The sequence below is a fragment of the Sphingobacterium sp. UT-1RO-CII-1 genome (genome assembly GCF_026711005.1).
Taxonomy (GTDB): Bacteria; Bacteroidota; Bacteroidia; order Sphingobacteriales; family Sphingobacteriaceae; genus Sphingobacterium.
Genome location: NZ_JAPPVJ010000001.1, coordinates 110,278 through 128,316, shown reverse-complemented (window position 1 = coordinate 128,316; position 18,039 = coordinate 110,278). Strand labels below are relative to the sequence as shown.

Below are 18,039 nucleotides of genomic sequence, written 5' to 3'. Positions count from 1 at the left end.
AAGAAGCATGCACGCTAATTGCAGCCAATGGGGCATAATATAATGTGGATATTCCATATAACCATTTAAAAATAAATTATTTACATATGAAAATTTTGACAGGAGATCAAGTGTACTTTGAAAACGTTGGGCAGATAGCTTTTGAAGGAGTCGAGTCAGACAATCCATTGGCTTTCCGCTGGTATGAGCCCACTCGTGTGGTAGCTGGAAAAACGATGGCTGAGCATTTTAAATTTGCATGTGCCTACTGGCATTCATTCAACGCTAATGGCGCAGACCCCTTTGGTGGGCCTACACATTTTTTTCCTTGGGAAAAGAAAGATTCCATCATCGCACGTGCTAAGGATAAAATGGATGCTGCTTTTGAATTTATGACGAAAATGCAACTACCCTATTACTGTTTTCATGATGTAGATTTAGTAGATTATACCGATGACATTCTACAGAATGAACGTCATTTACAAGAAATTGTCACTTATGCAAAGGAAAAACAGGAGCATAGTGGGATAAAATTATTGTGGGGAACCGCAAATCTGTTCAGTCACCATCGTTATATGAACGGCGCTTCTACCAATCCTGACTTTCACGTGTTATCACATGCCGGAGCGCAGGTTAAAGCGGCTTTAGATGCCACGATTGCATTAGGGGGAGAGAATTATGTGTTTTGGGGAGGGCGCGAAGGCTATATGTCCCTGCTAAACACCAATATGAAAAGAGAGCGGGAGCATTTGGCTCAATTTTTACATATGTCCAAAGATTATGCTCGTAAAAACGGATTCAAAGGAACATTCTTTATTGAACCAAAACCTTGCGAACCAACAAAGCATCAATACGACTACGATGCAGCTACAGTAATTGGTTTTCTTCGTGAATTTGATTTAATGGACGATTTTAAGCTTAATTTAGAAGTAAACCATGCTACACTTGCTGGACATACTTTCCAACATGAGCTGCAGGTGGCGGCCGATGCTGGATTGTTAGGCTCGATAGATGCCAATCGAGGAGATTATCAAAACGGTTGGGATACAGATCAATTCCCTACAGATCTGAATGAGCTTACCGAAGCTATGCTGATTATTTTAGAAGCCGGAGGTTTAAAAGGTGGGGGTGTCAATTTTGATGCTAAGATAAGACGTAACTCTACAGATCCTTTAGACCTATTCTATGCGCATATAGGAGGGATGGATAATTTTGCACGAGCCTTGGTAACCGCCGATAATATACTTCAAAAATCCCCCTATAAGTCGTTAAGAAAAGAACGCTACAGTAGTTTTGACTCTGGTATAGGAGCTGATTTTGAAAAAGGCAATTTATCCCTTGATGATCTCCGGACATATGCGATAAAACAAGGAGAACCGCAACTGATTAGCGGTAAACAGGAATACATGGAAAATCTGGTAAATCGTTATATTTAAACTTTAAAAACACACGAAAATTATGCAGACAATTAAAGGCCCAGGTATTTTTCTGGCGCAATTTTTAGGAGATAAAGCACCCTTCAATAGCCTCCATTCGATTTGTCAATGGGCAAAAGATTTGGGATTTAAAGGTATACAGATTCCAACTTGGGCTACAGATTATTTTGACTTGCAAAAAGCTGCAGAAAGTAAAACCTACGCAGACGAAATCAAAGGAATGATTAATGAGATGGGCTTAGAAATCACCGAGCTATCTACCCATTTGCAAGGCCAACTTGTAGCTGTTCATCCGGCCTATGACCAACAGTTTGATGGCTTTGCTCCAGCAGCATACCACAACAACCCGAAAGCACGTACAGAATGGGCTGTACAGCAATTGAAATATGCTGCTCAAGCATCGAGAAACCTTGGCTTGGACGCACATGCTACTTTTAGCGGAGCTTTACTCTGGCCCACTGTTTATCCTTGGCCTCAGCGCCCACAGGGACTGGTAGATACCGGGTTTACAGAGTTAGCAAAACGTTGGCGCCCTATATTAGATGCCTTTGATGAATGCGGTGTGGATGTCTGTTACGAAATACATCCGGGTGAAGATCTGCACGACGGAGTAAGTTATGAACGGTTCTTGGAAAAAGTCGATAATCACCCTCGGGCCTGCTTATTATACGACCCATCACATTTTCTATTGCAATGCTTAGATTACCTTGCCTATATAGATCATTATCATGAGCGTATTAAAGCATTCCACGTGAAAGATGCAGAGTTTAACCCGTCGGGTAAACAAGGCGTATATGGAGGGTATTCTGGATGGGTAGAGCGTGCTGGCCGCTTCCGTTCGTTAGGAGATGGACAAGTCGATTTTAAAGCCATATTCAGTAAACTAACGTCATACGACTTTAAAGGATGGGCCGTTATGGAGTGGGAGTGTGCCCTAAAACATCCCGAAGAAGGCGCACGAGAGGGAGCTATATTTATTAAAGATCATATTATCCCAGTTACGGAGAAAACCTTTGATGATTTTGCAGGTGGTCACGCAGATGAGGAAAGCAATAGACGCTTACTGGGACTTTAAGCTTCTTTGTTTCAAAATAGAGCTTAACTTGTAAAGCATGGCTATTAGCTCGATTAACGAAACAAAAAAAGAATAGCTAAAGCTATTTTATTATAAAGGTAAGTTAGCGTTGGGTTTGTCTTCTCAACAGCCTAACTTACCTTTTTATTTGAGGAAAATAATACGAGCTACCTTAAGACAGCAATAAAGCTCATTTCATATATTGTTGTGCCTATAAAAGCTAAAAGGGTTTGGTTGCATTGTGGTATGCCTTCCTCTAACTTTCTCGATATATCTTGTGTTTGTGGTAGTTCGTTAATAACTAATTTACTCTGCCTTAATAAAACCAGCGGTCAAGCAGGTCCCAAAAAAACTTTTCATCGGTGCCATACTGTTTTAAGATACGTTTCCAGGTCTCTTTCCCAAATCGGATCTCATTTCCGAAGCTATCTTTATATAGCCATTGGTCGAAAATGTCTTTTTCCAGCAAAGCAGTGTGCTTACCTTCTGTATATTCCAATCCACCGCTAAAGTTCCTTTTAAGTACCGTCTTCGTTCCCTTCACCTGTTCTTCAATATGGGTGTTACCAAATATATCCTTTCCCTCTTCCAATTTATACCCCTTATTATCCTCAATAATTACCTTATCAAAAATATCTACCTTAAATGTAGCCTCATATCCCGAGCGTCGCTTGTTCTCCCGTACCAATTTCCTTAGCAAACGGGTCTGCGCTTCCTTGCTGCTCATTAAGCCCCGCTCTGTTTTATCGAGATATTTCTTCTCGTAATGCAACTTGTTATTTCTATTGTCCGTAAAAACGAGATCATTGAAAATATTTTTCTCTAAACTTGCTGTATACTTGCCATCAACAGACTTAAATTGCAGATTACCAAATATATCAGTGTCCAAAGTACCTTGCTGTGCAAATAGTAGGCTAGACGACAGTACCAATGTTAGGATAATTATAAATTTCTTCATGCCAATAAGGTTCTTTATTAAGGTAGACTTGATTATCGGCAATTAGTTTATTCACGAGCTCATTTATCCATTGCAAAATGGAAAATATTTCTTTTTTCAACATAGCGCTATATTAAGTTTCTTATTTCCTGCGGATGTAATCTCCGAGGGAAATAATCATAAGGGGGTAGCAAATAGTACAACTACTCTTTTTCTTGTAATAGAGCCAAGTGAAATAAATATGTTAGTTCGACAAACTTAGCACAATTCGCTTTTAGACTTTCCAGGTCTACATCACTTAGAGATGAGTCACACAATCCGAAAGATGCCTCAAAACAGTATTTTAGTAAAAATCTCAAACTTCCTAAATCATTCTTGTATCTTGAAGACAGCCAATTGTAAGCTGATAGTGGTTCTGTCTTCTCTTTTACTTCTAAATATTTGGTTTCATACTTTAGCGATTCGAATAGGGAAGCATAAAAAGCATTATCATCCTTATCAACATCTCTTTTTAAACCAATGCTCTGTCTCTTATACGGTCTGGATATCCAAGAAAACTCTACAATATTTAAAATCTTTGTATAGATGCTATAAGCCCGCTTAATATCATTAACCTCTTCTTTTTTTATAATAGCATCCAACCACCAGAACATTTCATTAAGAACCGATTCGATACTAGATTTTCCAAATATTTTAATCAGTACTATTTGAGGGCTTATTAGTTCGTCTATATTTAATACAGATGGATATTGTCCAAAATCGAAATATAAAAACTTTCTCGAATCGGGAACATAATCTTCATAGTTATACACTAAGTAAGCCATTTCTGTCAATTTTTGAAAAAGCACATACGTATCATAAACTTCGCCACCATCAACCTCTCGACAGATACTTTGTGGCAGGAAAGTATACTCTCCCCATTTTGAGAGGAGTTGAATCCAATCTAGATGTGTCCTGCTTTCAAAAACACCCCTATAAAATGAATAAGGATTCTCAATTTCTTCCAATGATAACCAATGAACTTTTCCCTTAAACCTGTAGATCACCTCCTTATAATCATCCTCTCTTTTAAACGGTTTATAACCATCATCAAATTCCATGTGCAACCACGAATAATCATCAAAGTAGTATCTACTCTCATGACTATAATAAAACTTTGGTCGGTATTTATCCGTATTGTTTACTGAATTAAAAACACATTCCTTCTCTTCGCTTTCTTTATAGGTGAGATATAGCCACGCCAAATCTATCAATCGTCTATTTAATGATAATTGATAGGTAGCATTTGCGTGATATAAGTCAGGGTAGATTTCGTTTGACATCACGGTCCTAAAAAGTTTGTCATTTGCAAGCAAATGACTTTCGTAACCACCCGCATCAAAAAATTCCCAGTATAACCCGAGCAGACTGCTGTGAGAAATATCACGCTTGTTTGTTTCAAGATCAATTATCCCAATCGGTTTTAGTATGTTCATAATTTTAAGAATTATATTACCAATCTACTTGTACACGATTCAACATAAGGAGATAAAGAACCTCCTGCAGTTCTTCTAACCTCTGAAATAAAGCAATCAACTCCATATAGTCATCTTTAAAGACGTTCTCGTGACCAACTAAAAACAACATAAACTCATGAAGATTTCTATGTAACAATTCATAATCAGTGTTCCTTAGCTTGTTAATTAGATAAGCTAAATTCACTTCTGATAGGTGATGAAAAGGAGGCCTATCACAATCCTCCCAAAATATTCCCAATTCAGAATCATCCTTTAACGTAAAATGCTTTTCTTCCTCAAAATAGTTGTCATCTTTCAGTGAAAACTCGCGAGCAAGATCAATCAATTTATGGTGGGTATGGACTACACCTCCTCGATCCCCCATGATTCCTGTTTCAAGACCTCCATGGGAATTCATGGTATAAAATAGCTCTCGAAGAAATCCCTTTAATTCCTCATATTCCCATTTACTAAATATTCGCATAAGTGTCTTTACAGGTTGGCTCCCTTCCTCCAAGGAGAGATAAGCGCTACACGCATATACATTTGGTGATTCTTTCATATCATTATTTTTAGAGATAAAGTTCATTGTTTCAATCATCAGATTAAGTCGTTTAAACTCTGGAATCTCACTTCCAACATTACACCTGCTCCCGTCGTCAAGATGTCGAAAAGAGACTCCTAAATCCCACCAATGCCGCAGGACATTCATGAAGCCCTGAAGACCATCCTCTTCTTGAAAGTTTCTTTTAATTATTGACCTTAAATCAGTACCATTTTTATAAAAAAAATTACAATAATTATCTTGCTTAAATTTTTCAAATGCAGACTCATCACAAGCGATCAGTAGTTCTATACACGCAAATTCTTTATCGATTAACCAAGCAACATTAAGAAGCTTTTGTATTTTGCACATAAAGTGATAAAGCGTATGTACTCCATTTCCAAAAGAAAAAAGATAAGGACGATAATTACAATGCTTCCATTCCCATAGTAAGTATTGACAGTCTTTCAACGAATAATTTGAAAAAACATCTTGCAAAGCAAGAAGAGGGTTTTTAAGTTCCTCGATCGTCAAATGATATGGATAATCTTCATCCCATATCCATATGGATTGTCTCATCAGCTTAGATTCTTCTTTCATATCTCTGTCTTTTTAGCTTCCAAAACAATACGATTACTGTAAATCTGCTGGATCAGCCGCTCGACCAAAATCTCTTTGTTTAGTTCCATAATCTGATGTTTTAAAATGGTTTATATAGTTTTTCTATACAAACGTATGTATAAACTTTCAATAAACAAATTATTTGTATATTTTTTCTATACGTTTATTAGCTTTAGTTATACTTTTGAATGGAAAATATGACAGCACTAGGCGAGTTTTTAGCTAAAAGATCAGTAAATAAATCAATGGTGGCCAGAAGAACTGGTTTGAGTAAGGCACGGATTAATGAGCTCACGCTCAATCTCACAGCACATCTTAGAGCAGAAGAGCTATACCTGATTGCAAAAGCTATAGATGCAGATCCGTGCGAAATGTTAAAAAAGCTATATGCTCACCTAAAGCTTGTTAGCGACGAAAAATAAAATAGAATAACAACAACAAAACATCATTCTATACGTTAACCTTGTAGCTATAAAATAAACCGCTAATGTAGTGCTAATTTGTTGTAGCTGAACCACGCCTAGAGCTAGCTGTGACCGACATGAGTCCGTGTTGAGTCCGTGTCCATACCGACTTCTCCTTAGCTTCATAGTACGAGCACTTCCAATACACTACCCATACAGTCCCTTCCTTAGTACTACCTCAACACTACCATCACTATAGGAACACTCAAGGATGGGCTTAGCGGGTTATGAATTTGATAATGCCTAAGCAATACCAATTTCAAAATTCATAATAGCTGTTGCTTCACGATTTTTAATTTCGTAATAGTTTTCAAAGTGTTGTTTTTCAATTATTTAAAGTCTTATCTTTAGTTTATGGCAATAATTGAAAATGGGTACTTGAGAGGCCAGATTGGGAATGTGGTCAATCGTAAACTTGGAAACAAAAATGTCGTACAAACCAAGCCGTCAGGTAAAATTCGACAGACCATGTGGACAGAAGCTTCAGCTTCCGATTTTGGAACGGCAAGTTCGGCAGGTTCATTGATACGTCAGGCTTTTACAACGGTTCATCAAAATATGCACGATGGCCAAATGCACAATCGTCTTGTCAAGCGTATGCAACGTGTTCTCCGAGGTAATGGGAAAGCCTATCAAGGCATGTTACGAGTAAGTCGAGGTAATATTAAAAGATTAGTCGACTTTCAGTTCAATGAAAACAGTCACATCTATGACTACGTTTATTTTGACCCGCAAGTGTCTTTTGATCAGAAGGGAAAAACAACCATCGTACTACCACCTCTTAATGTACGTGACAACTTTGCTATTCCTAATACATGTAGTTTTATTGTTCTAAAAATTGATGTTGTCGTAATGAATTTCTCTTCCTCAAAAATTAAACAAAGCAGAACGCATGAAGTTGAATTTCAATTATGCGGTGAAAATCAGCAGAAAATAGAGGAGCAGATAGTCGAATTTGACTTCAGTCCAGTCAATGGTGAAAGCATAGTGGCAGCCATGTCTGTAATTTATCTGTCTACAAAAAACAAGTATGCGCTCATGTTGAATTCCGAAAAATTAAATCCGGCAGGGATTATTGCGGCTCATACCATTTTATAATAAAAAAACCTTTCTCTATACCCTAGGGAGGTAGGTATGCACGAGAAGAGGTGTAATTGTTTACGACTGATTGACAGATGAGTGCTCTCTGTAACAAAATGTTTATAAAGACAGCCTGCGTAATGTTAATTTACAGTCAGTTGCTGCAAATTTTATATTAGTACTGTTCTTTCTGAAAACCTATATTTGAGAATACATAAGGGGACAGCTATTTCAAGTACGATAGCTGATAGAGATGTGGAGTTGGTCTTCGCAAAATAGACCAAAACGTATACAATTGAAGATTACAGTAAATTTCATGCAAATAAATATTCGGAATTATAATGTTAAAACCGCCCTACAGCTTTTTCTTTTAGCCCTAGGCGTATTTTCTTTTTTTGCTGTAAAAGCGCAGAAAACAATCAAAATCTATGAGTTGGCATCGTACGGTATTTTACCCGATACGAAAGAAAATACAGGACCCAAGATAAACGCTTTATTAGCCAAAATCAAAACAGAAACTAGCGAGATAGATAGTATTGTTTTATCCATGAAAAAGGGCAGGTATGATTTTTATCCCGATGCTGCACTAGAACGCGAATACTACATCTCCAATCACGATCAGGACAACCCTAAATCCGTAGGTATTGCTTTAGAACATTTCAAAAACCTGACCTTGGATGCCCAAGGTGCTGACTTTATTTTTCATGGCCGCATGCTGCCTATAGCTTTAATTGAAAGCGAACAGCTCACCATTAAAAATGTACATATTGATTTTGAAACACCGCATATCTGTCAGGCTGTAGTTTTAGAGAACGACACGCTGAAACAAGAAGTCATTTTTGCACCTGCACCATGGGTAAACTATCGTATTCAGGATAGTGTTTTCTTACATAGCGGCTTAGGCTGGGAGCAGCAACCAAAATCAGGTATTGCTTTCGAACCGCAAACGAAACGCATCGTCTACAATACAGGCGACATACAGATGAAAACATCCAAGGTAGAGGAAATAAGCCCAGGCAGAATAAAAGCCCATGACTGGAAAAATAGTAAGCTACTACCAGGTACGGTATTGGCAATGCGGATAGGCCCAAGACCTACTCCCGGAGTTTTTGTGCATAAAGGAAAAAATATCAGACTGGAAAATATTGAAGTGCACTATGCCGAGGGTATGGGCTTACTGGCACAGCTGACCGAAAATATCCATTTAAAGGGCTTTGATGTCGCTTTACGGGGCGAGGATGATCCCAGATATTTCACAGCGCAGGCAGACGCTACTCACTTCTCTGGTTGTAAAGGGGTAATTGTCTCCGAAGATGGCCTGTACGAAAATATGATGGATGATGCAATTAACATCCACGGGACCTATTTAAAAATGATAGCCCGTCGGGATAGCAAAACCGTTATTGCGAGATATATGCATGGACAATCCTACGGTTTTGATTGGGCTAATGTTGGAGATACCGTGCAGTTTATCCGCTCAGGTACAATGGATCTATGGGAGGAGAAAAATGTTATTCATGCGATTCGTCCGTTGAGAAAAAATTTAGAAGATCCGATCCAGGAGTTCTATATAGAGTTTGAAGAACCTTTGACTGAAGAAATCGACCCCGATTTTACTGATGTAGGTATAGAGAATTTAACATGGACACCAGCCGTCGTATTTGCCAATAACCTGATCCGTAATAATAGAGCTAGAGGAGCACTATTCAGTACGCCTAAGCCTACAATGGTAGAGAATAATATATTCGATCATACATCGGGTTGTGCTATCCTGCTATGTGGTGACAGCAACGGCTGGTATGAAACAGGTTCCTGTAGAGATGTTACTATCCGCAAGAATACATTTATTAATGCCCTCACTAGCATGTATCAATTTACAAATGCGGTAATATCGATTTACCCCGAGATTCCAAATTTAGATAAGCAGGAGAAATATTTTCACTCCGGTATACGTATTGAAGATAATGACTTTATCAGCTTTGATAAACCCTTGCTTTACGCAAAATCTGTTGAAGATATCCACTTTTCGGGCAATCGTATCCAAACGAATAAAGAGTTCCCGGCTTTTCATTGGAATAAAGAACATATTTTGCTGGAGCGAGTTCGAGATATAAAAGTATTGGGTAACACCATCGATGGGAAACAGGTTAATATGTTAAAAAAGTAAGAAACTAAATTTTATGAACAATAAATATCTTTTAACCTTTTTGCTAGCTATTATAGGCTTCAATACGTATGCGCAGCGGATGGTAAAGTTGGGCAGTCTGGATCTGACCAAAGTTTGGCAGGAGTATGGAACAGCTCAGGTTAATAAATCCGTCGATGGAACCGACGCTTCAGTAGCAGGAGTTGAATACAAAGAAGTGGTGGGTGTGCATGCAAATAGTATGATGAAGCTTGCGCTGGATAAGCAAGCTTTGATATTAAAAAGCCAAATAGCAGTAGCTGATAAAAAGTTGGATATTAAAAGTACCGAAGTTTCTTCAATTCCACTGGTAGATGGTACAAAACTATATTATACCAATCAAAACGATAAAAAACAGTTTATTGGCTTATCAGAGTCCGGAGATCTAAAATTAGAGAAAGGAAGCGTTCGGTTCGTCATTAAAGGCGATGGCAAAATTATTTATTCCAGCCCTATAATGCATAGCGGACAAAAGCCTTTGGACATCCAAGTGAAGCTGGATAATATCAATATATTAGAGCTTCACGTGGAAAGTGCAGACGATGGCAGGAGTGGAGACCATGGCTTGTGGATAGAAACTTCATTAAGCTATAAAGAAAAAGAACCAAAGTTGATCGACGTAGAGGCTATGGGGGAGGGACCTGTCATGGATGCGGTTGTTGTAGCAGATTTAGAGAAAAAGATTGCTAAACTTCCTGCTATGGAGGCTTTAAGATCATCACCTACTTCTTTTGATTGGCTTATAAAGCCTAAAGAATCAAAAGCAGAGGTATATGCAGATCAAGCAGGAAAAAGTATCACTATAGCTAATGCAATGGTGTCACGTACATTTCGAATATTTCCCAATTTGGCTACCGTAGATATTACAAATAAAATGTTAGGCGAAAGCTTGTTGAGAGCCGTTAGTAGTGAAGGTTACGTGCAGATAGATGGGAAAAAGATGAGTATAGGCGGTTTAACAGGTCAGCCGGAAAGAGGGTACTTAAAAGAACAGTGGATTGATAGCATGACGACCATTCCCGAATCTTTTTTAGTACATGATTTCTATGTGCAAAGTTTAGAAGAACCCATAAAATGGGCAAGAAATAGATGGGCACTGAATAAAGAAAAAGCAACTGGTAAAGAATTAGTATTTGTATTAAATGGACAACAAGCTTATAAAGATATTGTTGTCAAGCTGTTTTTTACTATATACGATCATATTCCTGTGATCAAGAAACGAATGGAGGTATCCAATACATCGGGCGTGCCTATCAATATCGATGCTTTTCAATTGGAATATTTAGCTTTTTCAGAACCTGAATCTTTAGGAGGTGGAGACCCATCAACTTACAGATTGCCTAATATTCATATAGAGAGCGATTATGCGGCGGCAGGAGAGTTTACGGAGAAAGAAACTGATATAACAGAGAAGTGGGTAGCAGATCCGGCTTATACTTCACAGCGCAATTACCTGTTGGAAACCCCTTGCATATTGGACGTGTCACCGCCATTAGGGCCGGACCAAATGGTGCAGCCAAATACTGTTTTTAAGTCGTTTTCTGTGTATGAGATGCCTTTTGATAGCGATGATCGCGAGCGTCAAGGGTTGTTTAAAAGGCGAATGTATCGTCAAATAGCACCTTGGACAACCGAAAATCCAATCTTTATGCACCTGACATCAACCGACCCGCAGGTTGTCAAAACGGCTATCGACCAGTGTGATTCCACGGGGTATGAAATGGTGATTTTGAGTTTCGGATCGGGACTGAATGCCGAAGATACTACAGCCGCTAATATTGCTAAATACAAAGAGTTTGTAGATTATGCGAAAAGTAAAGATATTGAAATGGGGTGTTATTCACTCCTAGCCAGCCGTTGGATCAGTGATGAGGTCGATGTTATCAATCCAGAAACAGGTAAGAGAGGAGGGATGCGTTTCGGAAGTTCGCCATGTTTGGCCAGCGACTGGGGGCATGACTATTTTTCTAAAATAAAGTACTTTTTTGAAGAAACAGGGATGATGCTCTTTGAACATGACGGATCGTATCCCGGCGACGTTTGTGCGTCTACAGAACATACACATCATAAAGGGCTGGAAGACTCGCAATGGAATCAATTTAGCAAAATTAATGAGCTTTACCACTGGATGTCAGAGAAAGGGATTTATATGAATGTCCCCGACTTTTACTTCTTGAATGGGTCTAATAAGGTAGGTATAGGTTATAGAGAAGTGAATTGGTCCTTGCCCAGAGATCGGCAGATTATTCATGCCAGACAGCTAAACTACGATTCTACCTGGGACCGTGTGCCCTCTTCAGTCTGGAGCTTTGTTCCTTTAGTAGAATATCAAGGAGGAGGAGCTGCTGCTACATTAGAACCATTGAAAGATCACCTTTATGAGTACGAGATGCATATGGTACAGAATTACGGTGCCGGTGTGCAGGCTTGCTACAGAGGGCCTAGATTGTACGATAGTCCGCAGACTAAAGCTTTAGTAACAAACACGATCGACTGGTATAAAAAGTATCGTAATATTTTGAATAGTGACATTATACATTTACGTAAGCCTGATGCAAGAGACTGGGACGGGATGATGCACGTGAGCACGACCGAGAGAGAAAAAGGCTTTGCTTTGTTTTATAACCCTACGGATAAGGAAATTACCAGATCTATTCGTTTGCCATTATACTATACAGGACTGACGGAAAAGGCTCAGGTGAGGGAGAAAGAAGGCGCATCAACGACATATCATTTAAATAGAGATTACAGTATCGATTTAACTGTTCGGATACCTGCAAACGGCTATACTTGGTATGTTATAGAGTAAGTTGATTTTTTATGGACATCTGCCGATATTTTATGTAGCATTTTAGCAAGGTAAACGTTTTATACAGGTGGGCTATAGCATCTTTAAAATGCAAGGCACTATGTAATTAAAACTTGCAATCAAAAGCAAGTTTATCTAAGTTTGTAGTATTAATATTTAGCTATATGTCAAAACTTTCTATCTTTTTTAAGAGCCTGGCTGTTATCTGCGTTATCGTTGTAGCGTATGCTTGTGAACGTGATGATGCCGAACCGGAAATAGAAAGATCAAAGTTCTCTAGGCTTTATGTTTCTTTTGAAGAATATCAAACCTCAAATACGGGGCGTGCAGATACAAATATACGGGTGATTTACCCGGCAGACTCGAGCGAGTTTAAATTTGCAATGCGTCATATATCGCAGGCTGAAGGAGGGGCAACGATTTATTTTAACCCTTATTTAAGACACGTAATACAAGCCAGTGCAAATAAACCAGGGCGGACAGATACAGCAGTTTATATGATGTCGCTAGGCGATAAAACAGGTCTTTTGACCAATTCCAACAAACTGGGAAATCAAGCATTTTCTTTTGTTCGGGGCTTAACTTATCACCCTATGACGCAGTCGTTATATGTAGTCGAGTCACAAGGGATTAATGCCGGGATATATGTTATCAATAGACCGGCAAATAAAAGAGGGCATGCGCGCCCGATTGCTAAATTTAAGACACCCGGACTGGAGACATGGGGTGCCGTAATAGCAAACGAACGTATTTTTATGTCCAACACAAAGGCTGATGCAGGCATCTATGTGTTTGATGATATGGTCAATAAAATTAAGCTAGTGAATAAGGCGGATTCCAGCCTGACGATACAGCCTGATCGAAATCTATTGATTAAAGATGCACAGAACCTCAGAGGCATGGCTTACGACACCCTCAAAAATGTATTAGCGGTTGTCGATTATCCTAATGGAAACGAAACTGTAGGCGCAGGTAGAGTGCTGATATTTGACAATTTTTCCAGCCTGATTAACCAAGCGGAAATAACGCCGTCCCGTATCATTACAGGAGCAGCTACGTTGCTTGAGCAACCTACTGATGTGGCGCTTGATACCCGTAAAGATGGTAAATATCTATATGTTGCAGACCGTAGAGCTAAAAAAGTAATGCGTTTCAAGTTGGATGGAAATGGTAATATAGCACCTGATAAAGTGATAGATACCCAGAATATGGGAACTCCTGTAGGTCTAGCATTAGACACCCGGGATGATAGCACTTTCGGACTTTAAAAAACCTATATAGGGTTAATGTCTAGGAAGAAGAATCCGGGAGAGGAGCGTATCAATCTTTTTCAATAAAGTCTAAAAGTTCCTGTGCTTCATTTTTCTTGTCTATATTATCCACATGGGCATACGCAGCAATTAAATTACGTAATACACGTTTTATTATCGATAGGTTATCGCAGGGTTTGGTATAGCTATCATCCGGAGGTAAGTTTAGCTGCTGCAGAAAAGAAGTTACGTCTTCTGTCCGCATAATCTGACCGCGGTTAAAAACATTAATATAGAAAAGGACCTTTTCACTATCGTTTTCCTCTGTGTAAGCTAAAATAAAATGTTTAGGTAAGTTCACCCCGTAAATAGGAATGTCCAACCGCTGCGCGACCAGGCTATAAATACAGGCTAAAGATATGGGGTTGCCTTTTTTAGATTCTAACACAGAACTGATAAAGGAATTTTGAGGCGCATGGTAGTCTGAAGTGTTACCGGATAACCCAAACTCTCTGAATAAAATGTTGTTCAGCAGTTTTACCTTTTCCACGGGCGCCATTTCATACATCAGGTGATACCAAACATCTCGTCGCAATTGAGCAAGTGAGTTGTATATCTTTTCTTCTTCTAGGTTTGGGTATTGAAAACGGTTAATAACCAAAAGACCTTCTAAGAGGTCTTCCTGGTTACTAATTTTCCATAATTGTAGATCGTGTTTGATCTGATTAAACTGTATCTTATGGATAATATCTTCTAATCGTGCCTGTTGTAGAGGGTCAAATGACTCCTCCCAAGACTTCTCTAGAAAGGGCACCACTACAGGGCCGCAGGTGATGAGTTTATCTTCTAAAACAGTATAAATTTCTGTGTCAGGGTCGTCAAGTAAAGAGATCAATGCGTTTAATTCCTTTTCTTTCATATACCCAATATACGACTTTGTTTTTTTAGCCGCAAAAACAGCGGCTAATTTATGGTCTATTCTTTTATCTGACCATCCAGCAAATTAATAATCCGTTTACCGTATTCAGCGTTTTTCTCGGAATGGGTTACTTGAATTATCGTGACACCGTCTTCATTCAACTGCTTGAATAAATCCATGATTTCTTCTCCTTGTTTTGAATTAAGATTACCGGTCGGTTCATCTGCTAATAGAAGCTTCGGCGTCGCTGCCAATGCCCTTGCAATACCCACAATCTGTTGTTGCCCTCCTGATAACTGAGCGGGGAATAGGTCTTTCTTTCCAACAATCCCAAACCTGTCTAACATGTCTCCTACAATAGCCTTGCGCTCTTTACCAGATAAGTTTTTGTATATAAGGGGTGTTTCTATGTTCTCGTATACGGTCAGTTCGTCAATCAGGTGATAAGATTGAAAAACATAACCAACGTAGGATTGAAATAGAGCAGTCCGCTTTTTGGGCTTTAATGCCAATACATCTTCCTCCATGAAAAAATATTTCCCTTCGTTGGGTTCATCCAACATCCCGATAATATTCAGTAAGGTCGACTTCCCCGATCCGGAAGGACCCATGATAGAAACAAAGTCGCCCTGTTCTATGCTTAGGTTAATGTCCTTTAAGATAAACGAACGTGTCCCGCCCACATTGTACCATTTAAATATGTTCTCTAGTTTTATCATGCTATTATGCTATCTATTTTCTAAATATAAGTTTTTCTATTCTTTTTGTTATTTTATTATTCATCTCTCAAGCTGTCGACAGGGTTTGCAATAGCAGCTCGCACCGCTTGGAAGCTTATTGTAAACAGAGTGACCATAAGTGCTAGTACGCCTGCTAATACAAACATCCACCATTCTATAGTTATGCGGTAGGTAAAATCTTGTAACCATTTGTTCATAGCCCACCAGGCAAGTGGGGAAGCGATGACAGCAGCAATGAAAACTAACTTTACAAAATCTTTAGAAAGCATCTGTACAATTCCAACAACGGATGCACCTAACACTTTACGGATACCAATTTCTTTAATGCGCTGGGTGGACGTGAGGGTTGCTAAGCCAAAAAGACCCAAACAGCTGATTAATATAGTTATTCCCGTTGCCAAACTGATCAGTTTTGACATCTTATACTCGCTCTCATAAAGTTGAGCAATCGATTCATCATAAAATTTATACACAAAGGCTGCATTTGGATAAATAGACTTCCATATTTGCTCAATTTCTCCAATGGTTTTTTGAAAGTGTTTCGGATTGCTCGCAGCGAGTTTAATATTAACAGTGTTTAACTGGCGCTTAGAATTAACGAAAACTGTAGATGGAATCTCTTTTTTAAAGTCATAGACATGGAAGTCTTTTACAACCGCAACAATCGGATAAGATTGCCTCTGCATTTCCAAATGCACCCCAATTGCATCTTTAGGAGATGAAAATCCCATAGCTTTTACTGCAGATTCATTTACAATAAACTCCCGAATGGTGTCCGATTTTGTTAAATTAGTTCCAGCTAAAACTTCAAAATTATATAAATCGAGAAGATCCTCATCTGCAAATCGTACAGAAATTTTCATTTCCACTTTTCCCGTGTCACTGATGTTGTAGACACTAGTGATATAACCTGAATTATCCAAAGGTCTATCGCCTAATGCCACAGATGCAATGGAGTTGTTTTTTACTAACTCATCTTTTAGGACAAACTTTTTGTCCACGTAAGCGGGATTTCGCAAGACCTTTGCTGGAAGGTCAATCGTCACTATAGCTTCTTTATCGAATCCAAGGTTTTTATTTACTGTATAATGCAACTGTTGCCCAATGATGATTGCCGCTATCACAAAAATTTGTGCAATTATAAACTGGAAAATAATTAGTCCTTTACGAAGAGTGAGACGTGATTGTCCATTCGTGTTTTGTACCTGCCCTTTTAGTACATTCGCTGTCTGTACACGCGTAATCAACCAAGCAGGATAAATTCCTGACAGAAGAGTAATTAACAGAATCAAGACAAGAAGAAAAACCGCTAAGTCCGCATAGTTTTGAAACGACCCCATTCCCTCAGGAATAAAATCAGCAAACATTTTAAGTGCGAAAGAAGAAACTATTAGTGAGAGTAAAACAGCAAAAAATGTAATAAAAAATGTCTCGCCTAAAAAGCGCCTCATTAATTGTGATGGACTACTTCCTAATGTTTTATGGATGCCGATTTCCTTCGCTCTATTGGGCAACTGTGCTGTGCTCAAGTTTATATAATTAATACAGGCTAGCAATAAGATAAAGAGTGCTATCCCAATTAAACCATATAACACGCTGTGGTCAGTAGTCGGATGATTGGCTCCAAATGTTGCTGTAAAATGTTTGTCCGCTAAGGGGATCAAATCATACCATTGTTTGCCATACTTGTCGATGTACTCTTTTCTATGTCCATAATTTATTGTATTTATTTGGTTGATGATATTTTCTTTCACCACATTCTCCTGTAGCTTTACAAATAAGTTGTCATCTGAATTGAAACTTCCCCACCAATCGTTATTCCAATCTTTATCAGTTAGTACGAAAAACTCTTGCGAATTGAAGCTGCTCGGAAAATCCAAATCAGCAACAACACCTGAAATGCTCATAATAGAGGTGTCATTATATGCAATTGTCTTTCCTAAAAGCTCTTCCGTCGGAGTGTTTGGGAAATATAGTTCAGCCCTACTTTTTGTCAGTACAACTTGCTTGGGCGAACTAAAAGCCGTTTTTACATTTCCTACAATCCATTGATAAGGTACCATTTCAAAATAAGATTCCGAAACAGATACTTGGTATTTAGGCTGTTCAAATACTCTAATTTCCTCTTTATCCTCATTTAAAATGCTTGCTTTTAGATCAGCCTTGTGATAAACAGGAACAACTAATTCCACACCAGCTATTTCATTTTTAACGGTAATCGGGAGAGCACGTGAAATTCCAGCGAAATCTGCCGTCTTTTCTTCTCTTTCTTCTCTATTTATAAACTGATAAATACGTTCCGCATCGGGATGTTTCTGGTCGAATCTAAATTCGTAATCTACAATCTGGAAAATAATCCAACAAGCACTAATACCAATGCTCAACCCCACAATATTTAGTATTGTGAACACCCGATTACGCCAGAGATGGCGGAGGGTTAATTTTATGTGGTTTTTAAACATAATGACTATTAAGTTCTAGACGTTAGTTATAAGTACGATCTT

At 38.6% G+C, this 18,039-nt stretch carries 13 protein-coding genes; 7 read left to right on the top strand and 6 right to left on the bottom strand.

Annotated features, from left to right (window positions below; genetic code table 11):
• Window positions 1-86: 86 nt before the first annotated feature.
• Together xylA and ORI89_RS00435 are read left to right on the top strand one after the other, a co-directional pair.
• A complete protein-coding gene (gene xylA, locus ORI89_RS00440; RefSeq protein WP_268228448.1) occupies window positions 87-1,415 on the top strand; it encodes a xylose isomerase in 1,329 nt (442 codons plus the stop codon).
• Window positions 1,416-1,437: 22 nt separating this feature from the next.
• Window positions 1,438-2,490, top strand: a complete 1,053-nt coding sequence (locus tag ORI89_RS00435; RefSeq protein ID WP_268228447.1) for a sugar phosphate isomerase/epimerase family protein — start codon at window positions 1,438-1,440, stop codon at window positions 2,488-2,490.
• A 316-nt stretch (window positions 2,491-2,806) separates the two neighbouring features.
• Here ORI89_RS00435 and ORI89_RS00430 read toward each other — a convergent pair whose 3' ends face one another.
• The 3 genes from ORI89_RS00430 to ORI89_RS00420 form a co-directional block, all read right to left on the bottom strand.
• Window positions 2,807-3,448 (bottom strand): hypothetical protein, encoded by a 642-nt coding sequence (locus ORI89_RS00430; protein ID WP_268228446.1) that lies wholly within the window; start codon window positions 3,446-3,448, stop codon window positions 2,807-2,809.
• 182 nt (window positions 3,449-3,630) lie between these two features.
• Window positions 3,631-4,902 (bottom strand): hypothetical protein, encoded by a 1,272-nt coding sequence (locus ORI89_RS00425; RefSeq protein ID WP_268228445.1) that lies wholly within the window; start codon window positions 4,900-4,902, stop codon window positions 3,631-3,633.
• A gap of 16 nt (window positions 4,903-4,918) precedes the next feature.
• Window positions 4,919-6,067: a hypothetical protein gene (locus ORI89_RS00420; protein ID WP_268228444.1), complete on the bottom strand. Its 1,149-nt coding sequence runs from the start codon at window positions 6,065-6,067 to the stop codon at window positions 4,919-4,921.
• Between the two features lie 218 nt (window positions 6,068-6,285).
• On the opposite strand from ORI89_RS00420, the gene ORI89_RS00415 reads away from it, so the two are divergent.
• The 5 genes from ORI89_RS00415 to ORI89_RS00395 all read left to right on the top strand — a co-directional run bounded on the left by ORI89_RS00415 (window position 6,286) and on the right by ORI89_RS00395 (window position 13,894).
• Window positions 6,286-6,510 carry a helix-turn-helix domain-containing protein gene (locus ORI89_RS00415; protein WP_268228443.1) on the top strand — a complete coding sequence of 75 codons (225 nt, stop codon included), beginning with the start codon at window positions 6,286-6,288 and terminating at the stop codon, window positions 6,508-6,510.
• Between the two features lie 396 nt (window positions 6,511-6,906).
• Window positions 6,907-7,650, top strand: a complete 744-nt coding sequence (locus ORI89_RS00410; RefSeq protein WP_268228442.1) for a hypothetical protein — start codon at window positions 6,907-6,909, stop codon at window positions 7,648-7,650.
• A gap of 298 nt (window positions 7,651-7,948) precedes the next feature.
• A complete protein-coding gene (locus tag ORI89_RS00405; protein WP_268228441.1) occupies window positions 7,949-9,799 on the top strand; it encodes an alpha-1,3-galactosidase-related protein in 1,851 nt (616 codons plus the stop codon).
• A gap of 13 nt (window positions 9,800-9,812) precedes the next feature.
• Window positions 9,813-12,626, top strand: coding sequence for an NPCBM/NEW2 domain-containing protein (locus ORI89_RS00400; RefSeq protein ID WP_268228440.1), 2,814 nt, complete (start codon window positions 9,813-9,815; stop codon window positions 12,624-12,626).
• A gap of 164 nt (window positions 12,627-12,790) precedes the next feature.
• A complete protein-coding gene (locus ORI89_RS00395; protein ID WP_268228439.1) occupies window positions 12,791-13,894 on the top strand; it encodes a hypothetical protein in 1,104 nt (367 codons plus the stop codon).
• A 52-nt stretch (window positions 13,895-13,946) separates the two neighbouring features.
• On the opposite strand, the gene ORI89_RS00390 is transcribed toward ORI89_RS00395, so the two are convergent.
• From ORI89_RS00390 to ORI89_RS00380, 3 genes are read right to left on the bottom strand one after another with little or no spacing between them, the layout of a single operon-like run.
• Window positions 13,947-14,795 carry a transglutaminase-like domain-containing protein gene (locus tag ORI89_RS00390; protein ID WP_268228438.1) on the bottom strand — a complete coding sequence of 283 codons (849 nt, stop codon included), beginning with the start codon at window positions 14,793-14,795 and terminating at the stop codon, window positions 13,947-13,949.
• A gap of 56 nt (window positions 14,796-14,851) precedes the next feature.
• Window positions 14,852-15,514: an ABC transporter ATP-binding protein gene (locus ORI89_RS00385; RefSeq protein ID WP_268228437.1), complete on the bottom strand. Its 663-nt coding sequence runs from the start codon at window positions 15,512-15,514 to the stop codon at window positions 14,852-14,854.
• 56 nt (window positions 15,515-15,570) lie between these two features.
• Window positions 15,571-17,997, bottom strand: a complete 2,427-nt coding sequence (locus tag ORI89_RS00380; protein WP_268228436.1) for an ABC transporter permease — start codon at window positions 17,995-17,997, stop codon at window positions 15,571-15,573.
• Between the last annotated feature and the right edge of the window lie 42 nt (window positions 17,998-18,039).

Excerpts from the sequence above, each read along its gene's own strand:
- xylA (WP_268228448.1), top strand. The coding sequence starts at position 87 with ATGAAAATTTTGACAGGAGATCAAGTGTACTTTGAAAACGTTGGGCAG.
- ORI89_RS00435 (WP_268228447.1), top strand. The coding sequence starts at position 1,438 with ATGCAGACAATTAAAGGCCCAGGTATTTTTCTGGCGCAATTTTTAGGA.
- ORI89_RS00430 (WP_268228446.1), bottom strand. The coding sequence starts at position 3,448 with ATGAAGAAATTTATAATTATCCTAACATTGGTACTGTCGTCTAGCCTA.
- ORI89_RS00425 (WP_268228445.1), bottom strand. The coding sequence starts at position 4,902 with ATGAACATACTAAAACCGATTGGGATAATTGATCTTGAAACAAACAAG.
- ORI89_RS00420 (WP_268228444.1), bottom strand. The coding sequence starts at position 6,067 with ATGAAAGAAGAATCTAAGCTGATGAGACAATCCATATGGATATGGGAT.
- ORI89_RS00415 (WP_268228443.1), top strand. The coding sequence starts at position 6,286 with ATGACAGCACTAGGCGAGTTTTTAGCTAAAAGATCAGTAAATAAATCA.
- ORI89_RS00410 (WP_268228442.1), top strand. The coding sequence starts at position 6,907 with ATGGCAATAATTGAAAATGGGTACTTGAGAGGCCAGATTGGGAATGTG.
- ORI89_RS00405 (WP_268228441.1), top strand. The coding sequence starts at position 7,949 with ATGCAAATAAATATTCGGAATTATAATGTTAAAACCGCCCTACAGCTT.
- ORI89_RS00400 (WP_268228440.1), top strand. The coding sequence starts at position 9,813 with ATGAACAATAAATATCTTTTAACCTTTTTGCTAGCTATTATAGGCTTC.
- ORI89_RS00395 (WP_268228439.1), top strand. The coding sequence starts at position 12,791 with ATGTCAAAACTTTCTATCTTTTTTAAGAGCCTGGCTGTTATCTGCGTT.
- ORI89_RS00390 (WP_268228438.1), bottom strand. The coding sequence starts at position 14,795 with ATGAAAGAAAAGGAATTAAACGCATTGATCTCTTTACTTGACGACCCT.
- ORI89_RS00385 (WP_268228437.1), bottom strand. The coding sequence starts at position 15,514 with ATGATAAAACTAGAGAACATATTTAAATGGTACAATGTGGGCGGGACA.
- ORI89_RS00380 (WP_268228436.1), bottom strand. The coding sequence starts at position 17,997 with ATGTTTAAAAACCACATAAAATTAACCCTCCGCCATCTCTGGCGTAAT.